Below are 21,412 nucleotides of genomic sequence, written 5' to 3'. Positions count from 1 at the left end.
ACCTGACGCAGGCAGTAAAATCTTTGCAGTGTCGTGATGAGTCCATCACGTTTGAAGCCATTATCATACGCTAGATTCGACCATCAGGCTGCCGACCTGTGAGTAGCTTCAGGATAAGCAGCGCGAACTGCCTGCCGGTTTCTTCGTTCTCCAGTAACGGCATACTGAGCTTTTCATGGTCGTTCATGGCATCTAACACGGCGTCGGTGACGCGCTTGGGAAACAGCCCGTGCATCACTTGGGTTTCATCATGATGATTAATCTGAGCCATAACAGCATCATCACGCTCAATGCGGTCAGCAATGCCATTGGCAAAATGCAGCTTATCGCCATCGCTAATATCTGCGCCATAGAGGTCATTCAGGCGCTCAATGATCTCATTAAGGCGTTGAGTTTCGGGGTCATGGGGTTTACCGGAGCCAACATCTGAAATCGGTTTCAAGCCGTAATCGCCGCTCTCCTCTTCAAGCGAGAGGCGCTGTTCAGCGCGTTTGGTCAGCCGATAGCTGTCCAGCTCAAGTTCGCTGACATCAATAGGGTCGCCAATTAATAACCGATCAATACGTAGCAAGGGATGCAGGTGCTTGGCATACACGCACAGCTGTTCTAATTCAGCATCATCGAAGTGGATGATCTGACTGAGAAATTCATAGGTGCGTACAAAGCTCTGTAAGTTTTTGCGGAACAGGTCAAGCTCATCGCGGGTCTTGCCTGCGTCTTCTAACTCCTGCTCCGCACGCATGCGCCCTTTTTCGTCACCCTGCTGTTCCGCCTGCTGGCGAGCATCTTTCCATGTTTGTTGCTGCTCTACGGTGACTTCATAACGCTTTTTGAATCGATCTTGAGCGGGCTGGCAGTGATAACTCAGGCGCGAGGCCGGTGCTTTAGGGTCAAAGAAAGCAGTCGCGAACGCTTCTACCTCCGGCCAGTGATAAATGCCGTTAGCATCCAGTGTGCGTTTAAGGTCATACACCACCTGCGGGTCGGAAACGTCAGCCAAGGTTGCTTTGCGGTAATACGGCGCAAACGCTTCTAAGATTTCTTGTGGTTCATTAAAAAAATCGAGGATAAATGTCTGTTTGCCGGGAAACAGGCGGTTCAGCCGCGAGAGCGTCTGCACGCAGTCTACGCCCTGCAGTTTTTTATCCACGTACATGGCGCATAGCTTGGGCTGGTCAAAGCCGGTCTGGTACTTGTTAGCGGCGATCATAACGTTGAAATCGTCGCTGTCCAGCGCCTTGGCTAAGTCACGCCCACGCACGCCGGGGTTGAGTAGCTTGCTGGTTTCGCTGACTTCTTCAGGAATGATCTCATCTGCCGGTACGCTGCCGGAAAACGCCACCAAGGGATGCACGTCGCTATAGCCTTGAGCTTCCACATACTGGCGCATCGCCAGCTGGTAGCGTACCGCCTCTTGGCGGCTAGCGGTGACCACCATGGCCTTGGCCTGGCCATCTAGCAAATGACGCACATTGGCGCGAAAGTGCTCAACAATGACCTCTACGCGCTGGGCAATGTTGTAAGGATGCAAGCGCACCCACTTAGCTAATGCGCGAGAGGCCTTTTTGGCGTCTACTTCCTGCTCTTCATCTTCTAAATGGGCCAGTTTCCAGGCGGTACTGTAGGTGACGTAATTACGCAGCACATCCAGAATGAAGCCTTCCTCGATAGCTTGGCGCATTGAGTAGAGATGAAATGGCTCAGGCTTGTTGTCCGCACTTGGCGGCAAGCTTGGGTCTGGCACACGGCCAAACAGTTCTAGTGTTTTGGCCTTGGGTGTGGCGGTAAAGGCGTAGTAGCTGATGCGCTCATTCGGGCGACGAGTGGATACGGCTGCATCTAACATTGCTTCTGCACTGATTTCTTCGTCTTCATCAGCGCTCTCTCCTGCGGCGGCTAGCAGCGCCTTGAGCTTGCGCGCAGAATCGCCTGCCTGTGAGGAGTGAGCTTCGTCGGCAATCACTGCATAGCGACCTTCGGCAAGCGTAGGCCGCTTATCAAGGGCATCGAACAGCGCAGGGAACGTTTGAATGGTAACGATGATGATGCGGGTATTGCTCGCCAGCGCCTCCGCCAGCTGTTCAGATTTGCTCTGATTGCCGACATCGCGGGTAATGGGGCAGACCACGCCATGGGCATGTTCAAACTGGTAGATGGTGTTTTGCAGCTGGCTATCTAGCACGGTGCGGTCAGTCACCACAATCACTGAGTTGAAGCGCTTCTGCTGGCCGCTTTCGTCATAGAGGTTGGCGAGCTGGTGGGCCAGCCAGGCAATCGAGTTGGACTTACCTGAACCAGCGCTGTGCTGAACTAGATAGCGCTGGCCGCCATCTTCGGCTTGGGTGGTCTCAATCAGCTGATTAACCACTTCCCATTGGTGGTAGCGCGGGAAAATCAGCGTTTCTTTCGTTTTGCGTCGACCGTGAAAGTCTTCGGTGGTTTTCTGCTCCAAGTGCAAAAAACGCCCGAGAATCTTCAGCCAAGCATCCGGCAAGAGCACACGCTCCCACAAGTAGCTTGTGGCGTAGCCGTTGTCATCTTTTGCTGGCGGATTACCGGCACCGCCGCCTTCGCTGCCCAGGTTAAACGGCAGAAAAAACGTCTCTTTACCCGCCAGCTTGGTGGTCATGGCCACTTCCGCTTGGCTAACCGCAAAGTGCACCAGCGCGCCGCGCTTAAACGCCAGCAGCGGCTCGACCTTGCGAGTAATGGGATCTTTTAGCGGTCGATCGTTGCGGTATTGGCGCTTGGCATTTTCCACCGACTGCTTGAATTCGCTTTTCAGCTCAAGCGTAGCAGTGGGTATGCCGTTAACAAATAGCACCAGATCCAGACGCGGGTTATAGCTTTCGCCGCCCTTGCCCTTCTCTCGGGCATGGGGCGAGTAAGAAACTTCCGGCACCACGCGTAGGCGGTTGGCACGGTAGCGGGAAAGCGCGTCAGGGTTCATGGCGTGGTCAGGTTTAAAGCTACACAGGTCGAACGTCACGCCCGGTACTTTAAAACCATGGCGCAGCACTTCTAGCGTGCCCGCCCGCTCCAGTTCGCGTACCAATTTCTGCACAAACACCGTTTCAGACGATTGCGGGTTAGCCTTGCAGAACTTCTCCCAGCGCTCGGGCCAAGCTTCCTGCACATACCCCAGCAGATCTTCGGTATAAAGTGCTGTGGTACGGTCATAGCCGCTGGCAGTGCCCACTGCCCAACCACCGGTGGCCATGGCGTCGATGATGTCTTGTTGAAATTGGGCTTCCCTGCTATCAGCCATTTCCACTCTCCATGACTATTGCGCGGAAAGAAAGCGAGCAAGTCTGTTGTCAGTATCAAAGTAACCCTGCGCCCCTGTATCAAACAGTGTCCGCTCTCGTTCGGGTTGTTTTAGACAGCGTGCTTTATCTAACAACGCCTGCATAGCACTCGTTTCCATGATTCACCTTATTATTAGAACCTTACAAGTAGCTAGGAACTATCATGCTGATTTTTTTGGTATTTCGCAAATTAATGTGACGCTATTTCTGTCGGTTTCACAGCTGCTAGCGATCGCTCAGGCACAAAGAACGCCAGACGCTTAGGGGATAGATGTTAACCAATTAAATTCTCTTCTAACCTGGAAATAACCCTTTGGCGCAGGCCCGGGTGCGCATTGGGTAGCGCAAGGGCTTCTTCGTACCAGTACTCGTGGGGAGAGCATGGCTCGATGCCTCGCTCGATAACGCCCAGCAGCAGCGCCATGCGGACCGTCTGGCAATTGGGTGGCATGCGGGCAAACTTTTCCAGCGAGGCATACCAATCATCGACATTGCCAGACTCGCCTATCGCTCGACTGGTTTCCACCAAGTTAGCGATATCTTTACCAAACGCATTGGTCAAATGATCGAAGCTGAGTTGCTTCACCTCCAATAGCATTAAAAGCGATACCGCTACTTGTTCAGCCTCTGAATAGCCCACAGCGCGAAGGTTTGCTTGAGCAGTTGAAATGATCGCATCGTGATCGTCTCTCATTGCTAATGGGCCTACCATCTCAAACATGTTGCTCTTGGCTTCTAGTTCGGCCTGGGCATATATCGCATCGTGAAAGGCAACTAAGCAAGCCTGCGGCGTCGACGAGATTAGCTGCTCTTGCACTTTGGCTGGATTCTTCAACTGGTTTCCTCGCTTAATATCACCATTGAATTAATAGCTTAAGTTATATTCGACCTAGCCGATATATTCCAATAGTTGTCAAAAACCACCATGAAGGCGCAAGCACTTGATCAAATCCTCACCTAACAGCCGACGCCAGGCCATTGTAGACGCCTTAGTACGTGCCCATGAAAGCGCCCTGCAGCTATGCGGGACATCGTTGAACCGCATGCCGGAGTATTATATGGCGATGCGCGTGGCCGATTACTTCGCGGATAATTTTCTTGATTTCGGCTATCGGTTGGAACCTCAGGTCAAACGAACCTTCAAGAAAGCTCATCTCTGGCACGAAGAGGCCGAGTCACTGCGTGCTGATCCAGATATTCGTCACAACGGCCGTTTTGACTTAGTGCTTTACAACAACAAGCGAGAACGTCCCGCCCATGTAATCGAATTCAAACGTGGCGCCAAGTTGGATTCTCTCCGCCCAGACATAAAACGCTTAGCTAGAGTGTGCTTTCACGCAGGCCACAAAAGCCTGGAAACAAACTACCTGGTTCTAACCCGTAAATGCCCCAAGGGCGGCTCACGCTTAGAAAAGGCAAAGCAGGTAATACTCGAAGAATTAGATGGCATCGAGGGGGTGAGCTGTAAAATAATTCACAGTGATCCCCTTACACCATTTATCAATCGAGATTACGACACTGTGGCCGATGCCACTTTCCGGATTTGGGTTATCGAAATTAAAGCTTTGTAAATTGCAACTGGCGGCTCAACGAAACGAGCCGCTAGCTATAAATTTTAAGGCTTACCCTTTCCCAGGCCCACAACTTGGGTGAATAATTTCACGCCAAAGCTCGAAGAAACGCTTTTCAAACCATTAGAGCGCTAAGCTCGTCTTGGTTATAAACGCGACCATAGCGGCTAATGAGCCCTTTAGGCCCAAGCATCGTGAGACTAACTATCGGGGTAGCAGTTTTAGCAAAGTTATCCGCTAATGCTATCTCTTGCTGTGTCGAGGTAAGCAAGCCAATCCGCTCGGGCGTGTAATGCTCACCTAGCTCCATCAATACGAATTGCGTCCAACCCGGTGTGAGACGAACGCTGCGGCCGCGCTTATTTTCATGGGTAATTGCTTTAATCTGGGTTCGCTGATCACCTTCTATAAGATCGAAACCAGGGTTTGAGCTACCCGTCATCATGACGGGTTCTTGGCCGAGTGCTTCTAAAAAGCGTAGGCCGATAAACTCACCGATACGGCCAATGATGTTGTCATTTCCACCAATACGACCCGGCACCTCACGCCCTAGCTTTAGAATGGCCTGACGCGCCAGGAGATAATCGTCAATTGCTTGTTGGATATCAGCATCACGATGTTGCTGTGGCGGAGTCATGTTAGCCCTCCTTGGACATTGAGGCAGCAGCACTTACTTGCTGATCTTGCCAAGCCCCATATGTCTGGCCAGTGCCTTCCAATTTCCAATGTATTCGGCCATTGGCACTTCGACCTGACACCACTGCAGCAGCGGCACTCGGGCTAGTAAAGGCGTAATCGCTGGCGAAACGTCTCACCTTGTTCTCGTCCTCAACCAGCACTCCTTCATCACATAGCTGCTGATAGAGGCTTTGGTAACCACCATCAACACCTGTCCATGTACCTCTCGCGATAGAACCTTCCAGCACGTAAAACTCACCGTCCAGTTCTTGCCCGTAGGCTTTAATACCGTAACGAGGTACTTCTGCTACAAACTTTGGAGAGGCAGCTGGCGACGGTTTTAATATCGACGGTGGGTGAGATGGCATAGGCCGACCTCGCAAAAAATCCAGCCCAAGTACCGGCAGTACGGTACGGATCTGCTCGACAAAAAACGCCATATCAGCACGGTCGGATTCTGGCAGGTTGATGTATTCGTGCGCGGTGCCATTGACCAGCTTGCAGCGCCCTAGCTCGCCTGCTGACTGGATCAGCAGGCTTTCCAGATATTTGACGTGGGCTTTGGTGAGGTTTTGATCCTTGCTGGTCACTAAACAGACTTTCTCCCAGAAGTCCTTACCGCCTTTATCTTCTGGCCGGTTATGCTGTTTTAGTCGTGTTCTTACATCATCACTTTCGCCGATATACACCTGTGGGCGTGGGCTGCCTTCCAGGTCAGGCCCCACCAGAAAATAGATACCGGTGCGGCCGCACTCGGGCCGCTGCACTAGCTCTGTCAGCTTGGTGCGTGGGCCGGTGAGCACGTGTCCGGTCCAGTTCATAATCTCAGCGGTAAGCAAGCCGTTGGGCGTGCCATCCACTAGAAATAGCCGGATGCTTCGTCCCTGTGTCATTAATCACATACCTGTCAAAAAGAAATATATTCATAAGCAGTTGATTTAAATGAGCCATAACCCATTTTTGCTTATAAAAGGGCACTGCTTATCAAATACCCGTCAAATAAAAAAAGCAGAGCGATACCAATACATGACGATTACCGCGATGATCAACTAATGAGTGATCAATGTTGCGTCTTGGCCTGCTGATTATCGTCGTGGGTTGTGATGTCAGGATTGGACGGTGCGTCTTCACCGATTAAAACAGGCTTGCCATCCTGCCAAAACACCGCGTATTGCCCCAGGCGGCGTTTGCGCTCTAAGGTTTCAGCCACGGCGGTGCGAAGGCTATTGAGCATTTCTTGAGTATCAGGTGGAAGTTGGGTCATACAACCTCCATCCGAGAGGCCTCACCAGTCAACACCGAATCCTCTGGTGGCTGCCAACCACGCACATCAATCTTGCCGGTAACGGCGGCGGAGACAAGGGCAGAACGGCGTTGCTCTGAGGTTGCTATTAGTCTATTAGACTCATTAATCAAGCCATCTATTTTACGTATGTCTTCGGCTACCTTTTGAATTATATTGTTTTGTTCATCGAGCGGCGGCACGGTAGTCTTGAAATCAGCAATGATATCGCAGTTGAGTGCAGCTTGATTGCCTCCTCTCCCATCCTCTCTAAGTACCAGATAGCTGGCTTGGAGAACCAAGTGAAGATATTCAGATGACAGTCGACCGTGAGTAACAATGGCAGCCAGATTCTGATTAATAGTAGTTTCAATTTTAGTAATTGCAGATAACCCCCGAGTCTTTCCTTGCCCAATCATTCCTACAATTAGTGTGTTCACGGGTAGTAACTCAAGCGAACATTCACGAAGTGCTAGTTTCGAGATATATTCTGTAGGTTTTGTAACGCTATATTGGTTCACAGCCCCCGAAGACAGCCAAGCAATATTCCCTTCATGCCAGTATTCTCGCTTAGCCTTACTAGGCGTAGTTCCATTGCTTACTGTTGCGTAGTAAGCAATTCTGCCAACACCCCAATGCTCAGGCACTTCACCAAGCCACTCCACCCCGGAGTCTTTCATCGGCACATCGGGGTCGAGCCCTTTGGTGACAGCATGGGAAATCACCGCTTGGCGCTTTTCCTTGAGCAATGCGATCAGGCGCTGCTGCTCTTCCACCAGGGCATCGATGCGAGCGGTTTCGTGGTCGAGGAAAATAGCAATTAAATTCTGCTCATCTAAAGGGGGGAAGCAAACCCTCAGCTTAGGAATATCTTTCATCCCTATGTTGAGCTGAGTATTTGAATTTGACTTTTGAGAGATTTGATATTGTGACTCTTCAGCCTTAAGAGCGTACTCGCAAAATTCAGGCAACGCTTTTAATTGATCAATTCTGATCAAAGCAAGTGGTGACCATATACTAAATTCCACATCAGTCTTAACGCGAGCAATCTTGCCTACAGAGGCCGCTTTCCCCATCAAAATATCATCTATTCTAGGGGAAGCCTTTTTCGAGAACTCTTTATGATCCTCTGTAGATATATACCTACAGCTATCAAAAAACAATTCACCATCTTGTATACCATCCACAGACAGGAATGGGACACCCTCGTCCACAAACACTGGGGTGGAATGAGGGCCATCCGTAACAGGACATTTTAGCACTCGCGACAAAGCAGAAATTGCCCAATGAACCGGCACCTCTCTCAGCCAATCGACGCCGGAGTCTTTGTATTCGGAATAAGCTGGATAACTCATGCCGACAGCTCCTCGATCATCTGCTTGATCTTGTCAGTGCAGGCTTTTAGGTCAGCGTCTATCTCTTCCAACGGGCGCGGGGGCGTGAACTGGTAGAAATGGCGGTTAAACGGGATCTCAAAGCCAACAATGCCGATGCGGCCGTCCAGTTCGTCGCGTTTGTTTTCATCGATCCAGGCATCGGGTACGTGGGGTTTTACTTCCCGATCAAAGTAGTCATATACCGATTCACCATAGGGCACGTTTTCGTTATCGCGCAGGCTGGTGTCTGGCTCGGGGTTGCCTTGCTTGTCCAGGCAGATATCGGCCTCCGGATCGCGCTCAGAAAGCGCATTAAGAATGGCCTTCTGCACTGGTGCGCCGATTTTCAGCCCTTCGGCCTTGAGGGCACCCTTCAGCGCCTTGGTGAATGCATCGCGGTTAGTGTAGCGATGCTCACCTAATTGCTTGCAGGCAGCTTTGAGCGCGGCTTGCTCGGCGTCATCCAGCTTTTGAATGGCTTTTTCGTCATCGAGTTTAGCCAGGCGTTCTGCGCTGGCCTCGAAGTTCAGGCGCAGTGGCCGCTCGACGGTAATCCGCCGATAGCCAAAGGCTTCTACTGGGAAGAGCTTGCTTTCGTCGTTTTCCTCATAAGCGCCATACAAGCGGACGATATCGTCAATATCGCGGTCGGTAATGTACTGGCGTTTGCTGCCTAGCGACTTGCGCATCTTGCTGGCCCGGCCGGTGGCGTTAATCAGCTGTACTTTGCCTTTACGCTCGGCGGGCTTGTTGTTGGAAAGCACCCATATATAGGTAGCAATGCCGGTGTTGTAGAACATATCCGTGGGCAGGCCAACGATGGCTTCCACCATGTCATGTTGTAGCAGGTAGCGGCGGATCTCGGATTCCCCACTGCCTGCCCCACCGGTAAACAGCGGCGAGCCGTTGAGGATGATCCCTATGCGCGAGCCGCCGTCCTGCCGGGAGCGCATTTTGGCTACCAGATGCATCAAAAACAGCAGTGAACCATCGGAGACACGCGGTAGGCCAGGTCCAAAGCGGCCATCGTAGCCACGGTGCTTGTGCTCGTCGGTGACCTGCTTCTGCACCTTCTTCCACTCCACGCCAAACGGCGGGTTAGAGAGCATGTAGTCAAAGTGCTCACCTGCTAGCTGGTCATCCGAGAGCGTGTTGCCGAGCTTGATCTGCTCGACTTCCTGTCCCTTGACCAGCATATCGCCCTTGCAGATGGCGTAAGACTCGGGGTTGAGCTCCTGCCCGTGCAACGAGACGGTGACATTCTCGCTGACCTGCTGAATATACTCGTCGCTTTCAGAAAGAAAGCCGCCAGTGCCCGCCGTTGGGTCATACACAGTGACGATGCTATTAGGCTTGAGTTTGGATTCCTGCCCAGTGAGCACTAGCGAGGTAGTCAGGTGAACGATATCGCGAGGCGTAAAGTGCTCACCAGCGGTTTCATTGGAGCTTTCGGCAAACTTGCGAATCAGTTCTTCAAAGATGCCACCCATGCCATGGTTGCTAACCCGCGCTGGGCTTAGATCAATCGCCGCGAACTGCTGCACCACCTTATAGAGCAGGTTATTGGCGCTGAGCTGCTGAACAAAACTTTCAAACTCAAAGTGCTCGAAAATCTCCCGCGCGCTCTGGCTGAACGACTGCACGTAGCTCATCAGGTCGTCGCTAGTCTGGGTGTCAGACAGGCTGATCAGGCTAAAGGGTGACGCATTGAAAAACGGCTGGTTGGCTGCGCGAAGCAACAGCTTCTCACGCACTGCCTCAGGCTTGTTCTGATGGTCTTCAGCGGCTTTCAGCACATCGACCTTGGTAGTCTCTAATACGCATTCTAGGCGGCGCAGCAGGGTAAACGGCAGAATGATGCGGCCATACTGGGACTGCTTGAAATCGCCGCGTAATAGGTCAGCGACCGACCAGATAAAAGCAGCAAGCTGAGAGTGACTTTCCGTGTTCACGGAGGCTTCCCCAAATTTAGTGAAAATTAATGGGTACTATCATACACATCTGTGCATCCAATCGAGTACCTTCTATGCTTCACAGCAAAGGCTAGAGTAGCGAACAGAGTCATTTTAAATTCATAGCCCTGAACGTGGCGATAGACCCACTTAATCTTTAAATACAATCACTTGAAAGCACAAAATGGTAAAATAAAAAGTCAAGTTTGACATGCCTGATGGATCTTTCCCCTTTATACCCTCATGTCAGGAATGCTGGGTTGGCTTGATGGATCGGGTGCGCCCGTCATTAGTATCAGGTTTTATGTTAATGATCAGCACCGTGCAATTAAATCCCGTATTGATATTCATATTTTTACATGGCTTGATATGCAAATCTTGCATAATAGAGCAACAAACTAGCCATGACTTACCCACTGAATGCTATACACTTAAGGCCAGAATCATCTAAATACCCTACCCCCGTTATGGTTGTAGATGACCTTTACCATGTAAAGTCGAAGATATCTTTATCTGAGCACATCGAAGACGCGAAGATGGTTTTGAAAAATGCTTATTTTTCAGGTAATTATATCAATAGCGACCTACCTCCTGAAGAAAACCAAGACCCTGCATTTTTAGATGCATACCACACAGCCTTGAAAGCGTTAAAAAGCGGCCAAAGTGGAACATCCTGCGAAGAGCATATAAAAAACACACTTAGTACTGCGTTTCAGAGCCCCTATTTACAAAGCTATTTCTCTCAAGCAATGACCTGGTTGCTGTGTTCTGACTTACTTTTCCAATCAGGACGTGAGCTAAATGCATGGTCTACTCTCATCGAATACAAAAAGTCAGAGTTTAAAATAGAGATAGCTCTATATGAGGAAGACAAACTTTCAGTATCGAATCGTAATAGAGCCTCTGGACAGAATAATCACCAAGAACGGCGATACTTAAAACCTTATTTTTTCGAGCTTTTAGCATCTCAAGTACCTGTCAATGGTTGGAAAGCTATGAAAACTGCGGCAAGCAAACTAGCGCCGCTCATATTTGAGCGGCACATGAACAGTGGAATTGATGCAGATCCGGATACAACAGTCACTGATGTTGAAACTTGGCTAACTACCTGGTTAAAAAATGATGAGCAATGTAGAAAACAATATTTTACTCACCGCCGTAAGTAGCCTTTACCAAACATCTAAACCATTTATGCATGACGCTGCATAAGCCATTGATTAATATCACTTTCAAACCATCCCACTGCCGATTTTCCTAGTTTGAAAGGCCGCGGGAATGTCTTATCGTAGCGAGGTGATTTGGGATTCATTTTTTCGTACACAGAAGAACGGCTGATGCCAATTTTCTTTACTAATTGCTTCATACGTAGAACAGTGATGGGTGGTTCGATATTACTCATGGTCGAGCTCCTTGTGAGTTGATGTCGACAGTGTAGGTCCGCTCAACACCACCAGTCTCGCAATGGAAATAATTAGCTTTTTGGAAAAATAAGACAACAAAAACAGCTATGTAAAAAAATACTAGGGCTTTAGCTGCGAAATTTTTTATAAAAATAATCTCTTTGCATCTTTGTGATTTTCCTCCAAAACGAAATCAATTGGGCGCAAGCGCCTATCTTGCCGTGGTTCGTCGAAACCGCCATGCTGCGCATCCGAGTCGACCAGCTTTGCGACATCGATACCAAACCAGCCGTCTCTGAAGCGGGGATATAATGTGCCGTTAGGTTTTTTGAAAACGTACAATGATAAAGAGTAGAAGCATGAAGCGCCTACATCATCAGCACTGATTGAGGCGTATCTTGAACGGGGGGGATGACTTTGGGGAAAGATCAATAGATGGTTCGATTTCATTCAAAGCGTAGATAATGCACAACATCGAACCATCTTTAGAAACAGCTTAATATCAGCATTTAGGCTATAAAGATGTATCTATCCTAGTTACAGGATACCTACCTGTATCGCCTGTACTGAAATACTGTGATTCGTAACTCGGTAGCTCTTCAATATGATAATCAATACCGTTTTTTAAGACGCAGGGGACATTATAAAATCTTACCTCGGAAAAATTTAAATTAGTGTGACTAGTCCATATTACATGTCCCAGCTTTATAAGCAGCTGTAAACCTTGGTCAAGTTTTTTACGGTTGCGGGATTTGCCACGGCCATTTTGAAGAAACAATGTCTTGTTAAAGTTAAAAACATCTTCTCCAACCGGATAACCCAGGCGCCGGATTTCTCTAATAAGTTCATTAGTTATGGTAACAATTTCAGGCTCGCCTGCTAAATATTTAAGGTATTGGTTAGAATGACATTTACAAAGCCGATAAGCATATTCAAGGACATGACTTTCAATGTCTCCTTCATACCCCTCGAACGTGTGAAGAATAGCGGCAACACGGGTGACGTTATCAATCAGCTTTGAAGCATGATCCCGTGCATGGTAATACTTACCATGCTCTGCCATATCTTGCTCAATGCTTAGTTGAATTTGTTGCCAAAGTGTTTTGGCTGATGAGCTAAACCTTAAAACCTTCCGTTGTCGGCTTTTACTGTCCAATATAGCAAACGCCTCAGTAAGCAAATTTGTTACTCTATCGCTAAACTCCTTGCTTTTTTTGGCATCAACAGAAGACCCACCTTTCCGATTCCCTATGAATGATACAGGCTTGATTACGATCAGACGCGATAGAAAGCCATTGTCTCTGGCTTCACTACCCCGCTTTTCTAAAAATCGATCAATTACTTTCGGCTGCGCCATCAAAGCCAGACTTAATCGTGGATTTTCTAATGTGAAGCTTTCAGAACTACGGCGTGATACATCCAGGGTGGAACCACTCCACATCGAATTAAACATAGGTAAATCTTGAAATGCACGGCCTTCAAAAATGTTGCCTGCTTCGCTAGAAACCAGACAAGCTAACGGAATATTTTCGTACAAACTAAATGCGAGGGCACTTGGTGTTACATTTTCATATATCAGCTGCCGAAGACGCGAAGGTTGAGGTTTTTGATCATCTAACTCGGCTTGTTGCCGCTCAATCTCTTCAATGGATTCACCATTCAAGTAAGTTTGGGTCCGCTTTTTTTCAAGTGCTTTTTCCGCATTTCTCCAGTTTTTAAGATTTCGTTGATATACCTGAATGGATAGCTGCCGCTCCTTTTTTTGTGCTGACTGAAAATCACGAATGGGTTGAAAGAACCAATTTTCTAAAGCTGTTTTTCTTTCGCCACTCTCAGCAATAGTCAGAAGGTTCAACGAAGTAGGAACCACATGTCCATTAGGAAAAGCTACATCAACAACTCCTTGACATGCCATTGCCATTGCACCAAGCGCAGTCGTTCGTGCCATTTCCGGAGCCACCTCGACATGCTGGCTCACCTCGCGGCTCATAGACTCGAATAGTGATTGTTCATCAAAGGCTGGCCATTCTTCTTCACTATTTATATTTGTCTGCATTGTGTTTCTCACTGTGAATAATTATAAAAATTAATAATTTTACATGCTATTTCTGCTAGTAATAGCAAAAATAGCAAGCTTTCATAACATATTTTTTATTTTTATCTGAATTCATGGACATTACCCATGTTTGGTTCTGAGTCTTTTTGATGATGGCCAAGATGTACCCACGCCTGGGCGGAATGCTCTGAAGAAAATCATTAGAACGATTTTTAAGGTGTATTGCCGAATCAGATTAATCAGGGAGAGCGAATGATAATTAATTGCTCAGCTAACGATATAGGCGCACTTAGGTACTAAGTACAGCAAAGTAATCGAGCGTTCGAAGCACGCTTCGAACGCTCGATTTTAGTCGAGTTGGGATATTGCGACTTATGACTAATGACGGATTACGTGGCTACCGTCTGCTTCCCTCAAAACAATGGATACTTTGTCCGATCGGCTTCGAATATTCTTTACACATGTAGCTAGCCCCACGAAATACTTCCTCAAAAGTAGCTTGGTCATTTCTTTGATAATGCCAAGTGTACGTTTGATGAGTCATGTCATCGGTGGCTATATGTACTAACCCTTCCATATTTTCTAGTGGCCAGCCTATCGCGACTGACCAAGCCCGGACAATTCGGTGGTAAAGGTTGTCACGCTCAAAGCTTCCACCAGTTGAATGAGTATAATTTCCCAGGCTTCTATACGCATCCCCGCTTAACAGCAGTAGTACGTGGTAGTGATGGTGGATGCTGGTCACTTGCTCGCGACACCATACGTAGCGCATTTTGTGAGGATATTTGGTTCCTGCGACATCTAGTTCCCACTGCAAATGATTTATAAAGTTGCGAATATAGGAATTGTCATTGCCTGTATTGCTAATATAATTCCGTGCAGGAAAGCGCGGGTCGATGCGTACGGCGAATATTCGTGGACATTCTCGGCGGGCATTCTCCATTACGCGAAGCAAGGTTGCTAGGTAGTTTTCAATTAAAGGGCCTTTCTCAATATTTACCCTCATGTTTTGGTAATACATATCCCACCAGAGCTTAAGGGCTGGGTTACATTGATGACGTTTACGTGGGTGTTGTCCTACGTACTGTATAGTGGTGTTCATTATCAAACTCCTAAAACTCACGCACGGGAATAGACACAGCGTTGATGCCGTGCCATGCCTGTAGCAAAAATGTGATCATGGGATTAATAGAAAACGCTGAAATGTTAACGCATTAGTAAACGCGGTTATCATCGGCGTAACAGGAAATGCCTTAGCAGATATTTGTGAACATCATGCGAGCGCTGTCACACTGTCTTCTTATCGCTTTAGCATTTAGGACTATTCGTTAGGCGTGCCTTTAACACGCCTTGCTTATCGTTACATGACACTTGACTGCTTTGTCATGAAGAGATGCGCTGGTTTTATTAGGGCTTAACGGCTATCTTCTTGAGGAAAGGGCGTCGGCTTAAAGGCCCCTTCATGGATACTATTCCTAATCCCTCAAAGGAGCATAATACTATTACCGTCATTTAAAGCGGATCGATGGTTTAGTATTTAGAAGACTAAACCCGCATGGTAAGCGGGTTTCTGCCGACCATGACAACTTTATTCATCTTTCCTTTCAATAAAAATAATTCCATTTTTTCAATAAGATAACTAGAAGCCTTTTGGGCTCGGCATCTGCTCAGATAATGATACCAGTCAGTATTTTCTTTCTAAAATGGCACTTCCCCTAGCATGACCAGCACCATACAAGCGTGTTAGGCCTACTTAACGACCAACAGCTCGTTCCACTTGGTAGTGTAACGAGGCGTTCTCCGCTCACTGCGCAGCGCCCAGGCATTTCCTTTACGGGGCAGGCCCAACTGTACCGTTCCCTTACCCAGCTCACGGTTGAGCTTGTCCATCGTCGTCATCAGGCGTTCGCTGCGCTTAGCCGCTTCGTCAGTTTGCGGGGTTTCAAGGGTGAGCTGTCGGTTAGCTTTGGGGGATAGATCAAGCAGCATTAGGCCGGCTTTGTGATAGGCGTATCCTTTTCGCCAGAGACGGCGTAGCCCTTGCACTGCGGCGGCAATAATCTCCCGACTGTCGTCAGTTGGTCGCTCCAGGGATATCACCACGCGTTGGCGATATTGGGGTAAATCTTTACGAAACGGGTTGGTGCGGATAAACACCATAATGGCGCTGGTGACGCTTCGCTGTTTGCGAAGCTTTTCACCCGCCCTGGCGGCATGATGCCGTAGCGCCTCCCTTAGCTGACGGGGATCGTTGGTAAGTCGCCCAAACGAACGAGAAACCATGATCTGTTGTCTGGGCTGGCTCATGTCATCTAGCTGAATGGAAGGTTGCCCCCGCAACTCCCAGACGATGCGCTCCTGCATCACACTAAAGCGCTGCCTAATACGCTTAGGGTCTGCTTCGCGCAGATCCCAGGCAGACTCAATACCCATCACCCTTAAACGTTCACCGGTACGGCGTGCCACGCCCCACAGCTCGGTCACCGGCAACTGCTTAAGCAGTGCCTTGGTCGTTTCACTATCAGCGGTCAGCTTACACACCCCGTGCTGTTTGTAGGCGGGATGTTTTTTAGCCGCTTGGTTCGCCACTTTGGCCAATACGCGGGTAGGTGCAAACCCCACGCATACGGGAATGCCTGTCCACTGTCGAACGGTATCGCGCATGGCTTGGCCCCGTGCCTCCAGGGTCTTATGTTCGAAGCCTTGAAACCCTACAAAGCTTTCATCAATGGAGTAAATCTCAACATGGGGTGAAAACTCGCCTAGCACTTCGGTGACCCGCTGGGACATATCGCCATACAGGGCGTAATTACTGGAGAGCAACACCGCTTGGCGACGAATATGCGATGCAAGCAGATGCATGGCCGTCCCCATCTCCACACCTAGGGCTTTGAGTTCGTTACTGCGAGCCACTACGCAACCATCGTTATTGGATAGTACCCCAACAGGACGACCTTCCAGTGACGGATTGAAGACCCTCTCGCAGGAGACGTAGAAGTTGTTGCAGTCCACTAAGGCGATCATTGCAACGCCGCTCCTGGGAAGCTGTGAAGCACATGAGTTACTACGCCCCAGACGTGGGACTCACGTCCATCTAAAGGAATGGGAGGATAAGCGGGATTACTGGCCCGGAGATAGGTCCGCTGCCCTACCCGCTCAAGGCGCTTTACCGTGAGCTCGCCATCAACACAAATCACTATAATTCGCCCTGGTAAGGCTTCGAGGCTGCGATCCACCACCAGCAAATCCCCATGGTGAATCCCATCGCCGATCATGGAGTCTCCTTCTGAGCGCACGAAATACGTTGCAGCAGGCCGTTTCACCACATAACGATGAAGATCAAGATCGGTATCCAAATGGTCATCTGCGGGCGAGGGAAAGCCAGCGCGCACGGCACAGGAATAGAGTGGTAAGGGCTGCGAAAACGTCAAAACGTCTGCTTGTCCCAGTAATGTAACAGGTAAAGTCATGGGCACCTCCATCATTAACTGTATATAAAAACAGTATCCGTAAAGTGCTTACTTAACGCAATACCTCATCGACGTATCCCAACCAATTTCAGATCTATATCACTCCTATGCATCCACCACCCTGGAACCTTTTTCCACTGCATAGGAGCGCTGTTTATGCCCCCATCCTGCACACGCTGTGCGTCACTGAGTACGTTGAACCTTGAGACTGCCCATCGCATTGGCGTCTTGGGTAGCACCCTGTTAGGGAGTGCCATCGGTGCCTGGCGTGCGACAGCCATGACTGGTCCACTTGCGGTTGCTGTCACTCGCTTTCCCCTTGCAAAGCTGCCTGCTGCATTGATGGGTGCGGTTGCCGGTGGCCAAACCGGCTCCCGTATCGCCCACTCGCTGCTTGAACAGTGGCTGCCCTTGGGTAACGGCACCCCATGGCTATGCCTGTCGTGCGGTCAAGCGTTTCGCTATCCCTATCCTCCCTTAGCGTCTGCCTACTAAACCTCGTCTTTTACCTTCGCCTACGGGCGGCTCCCTTACTTAAACACTTATTTGCGCTGGCGATTCGTCAGCGTTTTTTTATATCTGGAGAATGACTCATGGCACATCTAGTTGAACAAATGGCTTACGTTGGCGATACCCCTTGGCATGGCCTGGGGCAGCAGCTTTCACGTCATCAACCGTTGGAAATCTGGCAGCAACAGGCCGGTATGAATTGGCATATTGAAGAAGCGCCAGTGCGGTTTATTGCCGAGGGTGCCAGCCACTTGGGTAGCATCCACTCGTTCCCAGAACAGAAGGTGCTCTATCGCTCGGATACCAAGGCTCCCCTTTCCGTAGTATCTCAGCGTTATAAGGTGGTGCAGCCTGAGGAGATTCTGGAGTTTTACCGCGACCTAACGGAATACGCCGGTTATGAGCTGGAGACAGCGGGCGTGCTTAAAGGTGGGCGTAAATTCTGGGCGTTGGCCCGTAGCGGCTTAAGCACCTCGCTGAAAGGCCAGGATGAGGTGAACGACTACTTGCTGTTGGCGACGTCGTGCGATGGCACCCTAGCCACTATGGCGACCCCCACCACGGTGCGGGTAGTGTGCAATAACACGCTACAAATTGTCGTGGATGGTACGTCGCAGGCGGTGAAGGTGCCCCACCGTTCGGAGTTCGACCCCCGTGCAGTGAAACGCCAACTGGGTATTTCTGTTTCTCAGTGGAACGACTTCATGTATCGCATGAAGGCGTTAGCGGAACGCAAGGTCGACCACGGCGAGGCACAGCAGTATTTTCAGTCGGTACTCTGCGGTATTGATAAGGCGATAGACGATCCTTCCAAACTGCCCAACTATCGGGCGCTTAACAAGGTACAGAAGCTCTACCACGGCGAAGGCCGCGGTTCTCATCTCGACACTGCCAAAGATACTGCGTGGGGCTTGCTCAATGCTATTACCGAGTACGTGGATCACGACAAGCGTGCGCGCAGTAACGATACTCGATTGGATTCAGCGTGGTTTGGTCAAGGGGCTCAGTTAAAGCAGGAGGCATTGCAAACGGCCCTTGCCCTGGTGAGCTGACATGCTGTTTCTCATCATCTTACTGCTAATTCTTTTGGTTTTTATCTTACCCCTTATTGGATAGCGCGATCAGCCCAGCCATCTACACGGCTGGGCTTTTTGCATTTTACGTGGAGCACACCATGGCCAATCTTAGCCTTGATTTAGATATCGCATTAACCCAACTAACGGAACGACTGCTTACCCAAGACCAAACCTATGCCAAGACCTACGTCATGGCAAAGGGGCAGCTCTATCGCACCGAGCTGCGCTTATGCCCCGTTTCACCTAGTGAGCTTCCTGCCGATCTTTAATCCCTATTGAAGGTACTTCGTCATGGCAACTAAAACTAATGTGGTAAATCACGACTTATCTGCACCCTCTTTACAAGCTGTTCCTACGGTGCCTGCCCCTCACCTTGCAGAAAGCACGGCCATCATCCAAGTCATTGAGCGCGCTGCGCTCAACCCAGACGTTGATATCGACAAGATGGAGCGCTTATTACAGATGCAGGAACGGGTGATGGATCGCCAGGCCATGATGGCCTATAGCGCGGCCATGGCGGCCATGCAGACCGAGTTACCCAGCATCGAAGAACATGGCCAAGGCAATAACGGTAAGTACGCCACGCTGGAAGATATCGTCGATACCGTGCGGCCCATTATGCAGAAGTACGGCTTTGCAGTGAGCTTCCGTATTCAGACCCAAGAACGGGGCATTCAGGTCACCGGTGTGTTGATGCACAAGGACGGCCACCGTGAAGAGACCAGCATGCTGCTGCCTGCGGACATGAGCGGTAACAAAAACGCGGTACAGGCTTTTGGCTCGTCTACTAGCTATGGCAAACGTTACGTGCTGAGTGCCCTGCTAAATATCACGACGCGAGGCCAGGACGATAACGGCAACACCTGCACTAGAGTAAAGCTAGTAACACCCTTTCAGGCGGGACAGATCCAGCGGCTGATTAGCCAATGCCCCGCCACGACCCAGGAGTGGTTCAGTGGTAAATACGGTTCCGCCGTTCAGGTGCCTCAGGTTGATTTTGACAAGCTGCGAGCATCCCTCACCAAGCGTGCGGTTAATTAAAACGGCGTATCAATCCTACCTGAGTAAAGGAGGCATCCATGCAGATACTCAACATGGAGCAAGGCTCCCCTGAGTGGCTAGCGGCGCGCTTAGGGCGCGTCACCATGTCGGAGCTAAAAACGCTGCTGGTCAACGGCAAAGGCCCTGGTGGATTTGGTACTGGGGCCTTTTCGTATATGCACCAACTAATCGGCGAGCGGATTACCGGTGAACTGGCAGAGCCGTTTCAAGGCAATGCCCATACCCGACGGGGCCACGAGCTAGAAAGTGTGGCAAGAGAGCTCTACCGCGATGCCACTGGCGAACCAGAGCCACAGGAAGTGGGCATTATCCTCAATCACGAGGTGGGTTACTCACCTGACAGTTTGGTGGGTGATAAAGGCTTGCTGGAAATCAAAACCAAACTGCCCAAGTTCCAAATCGAAGTGCTGTTGAATGGAGAAATACCTGATGAACACATACCCCAATGCCAGGGGGGGCTATGGGTCAGCGAACGGGAGTGGATCGACTTCGTGAGCTACTGGCCCGGCATGCCGTTGTTTATCAAACGTGCCTACCGTGACGACATCATGATTCGCACCATTGCCGAACGGGTCGAGGCCTTTTATGAAGAGATGGAGCGGCGGATCAGTCAAGTGATGGCAGCGTGACACGACCTTCCCATAGTTACACCAATCGATCATTAACGACATAGACGCCGGGGCCATCACCCCGGCATTTTTTATTTTTTGGAGACAACCATGACACACGCCAAACTTAAAGCCGGTGAAGTGGCGGGCACTTACTTAGTCACTTCACCGGTCACGGAAACTGACATAATCACCATGGCCAAGCGTTTCGCACGGCGCAAGCTCGCTAAAGGCCGCAAGATATCCCAGCCTTCGCAAGCGTTTGAGCATCTGCAGCTACTGCTGCAGGACTATGAGCACGAGGTGTTCAGCGTGCTGTTCCTCGACAGCCAACACCGTGTAATTCGATTTGAAGAGCTGTTTCGCGGCACTATCGACGCAGCAAGCGTCTATCCACGGGAAGTGCTGAAAGCAGCACTGGCCTACAACGCCGCTGCTGTCATCCTCGTTCACAACCACCCTAGCGGCGACCCTGAACCTAGCGATGCGGATCGGCGTATTACCGAACGACTGAAGGAAGCTCTTGGCTTGATGGATATACGGGTGATTGATCACGTGGTGGTGGGGAGTGATGGTTGTAGGTCGTTCGCCGAAATGGGGTATTTGTAGAGCCCCAGATTCATATAACGGAGCTGCCGGAAAGGCAGCTCCATCCGTCAAACTGGCTTTATTTTTTCGTTACTTCAGCAAACCGCCAAGAGCGGATGTTAAAGAGTTTTCAGATTAATGATGTTCACAACATCTATTCCACGCCCCCTTCCCTAAAACGCGGAGCGTGGCGGGCTGGGAATGTCAGTTTCCTTCCTTGAATTTTGCTTTACAATTGCCGCTCATGCACATGGTACAGTAGTGCTCTCTATCCTCATGCTGGGTACCCTCAGCGATGATAATGCCGCAGCCGTTGCAGAACAGGGTGCCAATCCCGTCTTCGAATTTCACAATTGCATGTTCGTAGTCCATAAAGTTCTCCGCGAAGACCCCATCCTGCAAGAACGGGTAGTAATAGCTTGTCAGCAAAAGCCGACCTTTATCTGATATTTCCTTCGATGGCGCTATCAGGCGT

General features: G+C 49.8%; 22 protein-coding genes. 8 read left to right on the top strand and 14 right to left on the bottom strand.

Annotation, left to right across the window (positions count from 1 at the left end; all coding sequences use genetic code 11):
- Positions 1–70 precede the first annotated feature (70 nt).
- The 3 genes from B6A39_RS08850 to B6A39_RS08845 all read right to left on the bottom strand — a co-directional run bounded on the left by B6A39_RS08850 (position 71) and on the right by B6A39_RS08845 (position 4,143).
- Positions 71–3,268: a type I restriction endonuclease subunit R gene (locus B6A39_RS08850; protein WP_083004161.1), complete on the bottom strand. Its 3,198-nt coding sequence runs from the start codon at positions 3,266–3,268 to the stop codon at positions 71–73.
- Between the two features lie 15 nt (positions 3,269–3,283).
- Positions 3,284–3,427: a hypothetical protein gene (locus B6A39_RS18900; RefSeq protein WP_156886212.1), complete on the bottom strand. Its 144-nt coding sequence runs from the start codon at positions 3,425–3,427 to the stop codon at positions 3,284–3,286.
- A gap of 155 nt (positions 3,428–3,582) precedes the next feature.
- A complete protein-coding gene (locus tag B6A39_RS08845) occupies positions 3,583–4,143 on the bottom strand; it encodes a hypothetical protein (protein ID WP_083004157.1) in 561 nt (186 codons plus the stop codon).
- A gap of 223 nt (positions 4,144–4,366) precedes the next feature.
- Here B6A39_RS08845 and B6A39_RS08840 point away from each other — a divergent pair, with 223 nt between their 5' ends.
- Positions 4,367–4,879, top strand: a complete 513-nt coding sequence (locus B6A39_RS08840; protein ID WP_156886211.1) for a hypothetical protein — start codon at positions 4,367–4,369, stop codon at positions 4,877–4,879.
- Between the two features lie 115 nt (positions 4,880–4,994).
- Here the strand turns inward: B6A39_RS08840 and B6A39_RS08835 are convergent, their stop codons facing one another.
- The 5 genes from B6A39_RS08835 to B6A39_RS08815 form a co-directional block, all read right to left on the bottom strand.
- Entirely contained in the window at positions 4,995–5,516 is a 522-nt protein-coding gene (locus B6A39_RS08835) for a hypothetical protein (RefSeq protein ID WP_083004150.1), read from the bottom strand.
- 1 nt (position 5,517) lies between these two features.
- Positions 5,518–6,450 (bottom strand): GIY-YIG nuclease family protein, encoded by a 933-nt coding sequence (locus B6A39_RS08830; RefSeq protein ID WP_083004146.1) that lies wholly within the window; start codon positions 6,448–6,450, stop codon positions 5,518–5,520.
- A gap of 167 nt (positions 6,451–6,617) precedes the next feature.
- Positions 6,618–6,821, bottom strand: coding sequence for a hypothetical protein (locus B6A39_RS08825; RefSeq protein ID WP_083004143.1), 204 nt, complete (start codon positions 6,819–6,821; stop codon positions 6,618–6,620).
- Positions 6,818–8,194: a restriction endonuclease subunit S gene (locus B6A39_RS08820; protein WP_083004139.1), complete on the bottom strand. Its 1,377-nt coding sequence runs from the start codon at positions 8,192–8,194 to the stop codon at positions 6,818–6,820. The genes B6A39_RS08825 and B6A39_RS08820 overlap by 4 nt, the downstream gene beginning before the upstream one ends.
- On the bottom strand, positions 8,191–10,167 hold the full coding sequence (locus B6A39_RS08815) for a type I restriction-modification system subunit M (RefSeq protein WP_083004136.1): 1,977 nt from the start codon (positions 10,165–10,167) through the stop codon (positions 8,191–8,193). Before B6A39_RS08815 ends, B6A39_RS08820 begins: the two co-directional genes overlap by 4 nt.
- A 404-nt stretch (positions 10,168–10,571) precedes the next feature.
- Between B6A39_RS08815 and B6A39_RS08810 the strand changes: the two genes are divergently transcribed.
- Positions 10,572–11,333 carry a hypothetical protein gene (locus B6A39_RS08810; RefSeq protein WP_083004133.1) on the top strand — a complete coding sequence of 254 codons (762 nt, stop codon included), beginning with the start codon at positions 10,572–10,574 and terminating at the stop codon, positions 11,331–11,333.
- Positions 11,334–11,356: 23 nt separating this feature from the next.
- Here B6A39_RS08810 and B6A39_RS08805 read toward each other — a convergent pair whose 3' ends face one another.
- From B6A39_RS08805 to B6A39_RS08785, 5 genes are all read right to left on the bottom strand, one after another.
- On the bottom strand, positions 11,357–11,566 hold the full coding sequence (locus tag B6A39_RS08805; protein WP_083004129.1) for a helix-turn-helix transcriptional regulator: 210 nt from the start codon (positions 11,564–11,566) through the stop codon (positions 11,357–11,359).
- Between the two features lie 515 nt (positions 11,567–12,081).
- A complete protein-coding gene (locus tag B6A39_RS08800; protein WP_083004125.1) occupies positions 12,082–13,623 on the bottom strand; it encodes a YfjI family protein in 1,542 nt (513 codons plus the stop codon).
- Positions 13,624–14,020: 397 nt separating this feature from the next.
- The gene (locus B6A39_RS08795) at positions 14,021–14,725 is read right to left on the bottom strand and encodes a YagK/YfjJ domain-containing protein (protein WP_083004120.1); all 705 of its coding nucleotides are present in this window, start codon (positions 14,723–14,725) and stop codon (positions 14,021–14,023) included.
- A gap of 647 nt (positions 14,726–15,372) precedes the next feature.
- Entirely contained in the window at positions 15,373–16,647 is a 1,275-nt protein-coding gene (locus B6A39_RS08790; RefSeq protein WP_083004117.1) for a Y-family DNA polymerase, read from the bottom strand.
- Entirely contained in the window at positions 16,644–17,093 is a 450-nt protein-coding gene (locus tag B6A39_RS08785; protein ID WP_083004113.1) for a LexA family protein, read from the bottom strand. The genes B6A39_RS08790 and B6A39_RS08785 overlap by 4 nt, the downstream gene beginning before the upstream one ends.
- A gap of 156 nt (positions 17,094–17,249) precedes the next feature.
- Here B6A39_RS08785 and B6A39_RS08780 point away from each other — a divergent pair, with 156 nt between their 5' ends.
- The 6 genes from B6A39_RS08780 (at position 17,250) to radC (ending at position 20,958) form a co-directional block, all read left to right on the top strand.
- Positions 17,250–17,588, top strand: a complete 339-nt coding sequence (locus B6A39_RS08780; RefSeq protein ID WP_083004110.1) for a hypothetical protein — start codon at positions 17,250–17,252, stop codon at positions 17,586–17,588.
- Positions 17,589–17,686: 98 nt separating this feature from the next.
- Complete coding sequence (locus B6A39_RS08775) at positions 17,687–18,655, top strand: DUF932 domain-containing protein (protein ID WP_083004107.1); 969 nt, start codon at positions 17,687–17,689, stop codon at positions 18,653–18,655.
- 122 nt (positions 18,656–18,777) lie between these two features.
- Complete coding sequence (locus B6A39_RS18895; protein ID WP_156886210.1) at positions 18,778–18,948, top strand: hypothetical protein; 171 nt, start codon at positions 18,778–18,780, stop codon at positions 18,946–18,948.
- Positions 18,949–18,970: 22 nt separating this feature from the next.
- Positions 18,971–19,720, top strand: a complete 750-nt coding sequence (locus B6A39_RS08770; protein ID WP_083004103.1) for an ERF family protein — start codon at positions 18,971–18,973, stop codon at positions 19,718–19,720.
- A 38-nt stretch (positions 19,721–19,758) separates the two neighbouring features.
- Positions 19,759–20,370 carry a lambda exonuclease family protein gene (locus tag B6A39_RS08765; RefSeq protein WP_083004100.1) on the top strand — a complete coding sequence of 204 codons (612 nt, stop codon included), beginning with the start codon at positions 19,759–19,761 and terminating at the stop codon, positions 20,368–20,370.
- A gap of 90 nt (positions 20,371–20,460) precedes the next feature.
- Complete coding sequence (gene radC / locus B6A39_RS08760; RefSeq protein ID WP_083004097.1) at positions 20,461–20,958, top strand: RadC family protein; 498 nt, start codon at positions 20,461–20,463, stop codon at positions 20,956–20,958.
- 183 nt (positions 20,959–21,141) lie between these two features.
- Here radC and B6A39_RS18975 read toward each other — a convergent pair whose 3' ends face one another.
- The gene (locus B6A39_RS18975; RefSeq protein ID WP_198036768.1) at positions 21,142–21,309 is read right to left on the bottom strand and encodes a hypothetical protein; all 168 of its coding nucleotides are present in this window, start codon (positions 21,307–21,309) and stop codon (positions 21,142–21,144) included.
- Positions 21,310–21,412: the final 103 nt, after the last annotated feature.

The sequence above is a fragment of the Halomonas sp. GT genome, assembly GCF_002082565.1.
GTDB lineage: Bacteria > Pseudomonadota > Gammaproteobacteria > Pseudomonadales > Halomonadaceae > Vreelandella.
The sequence above is the reverse complement of the archived record's forward strand: the minus strand, read 5'-3'. Positions and strand labels throughout refer to the sequence as shown.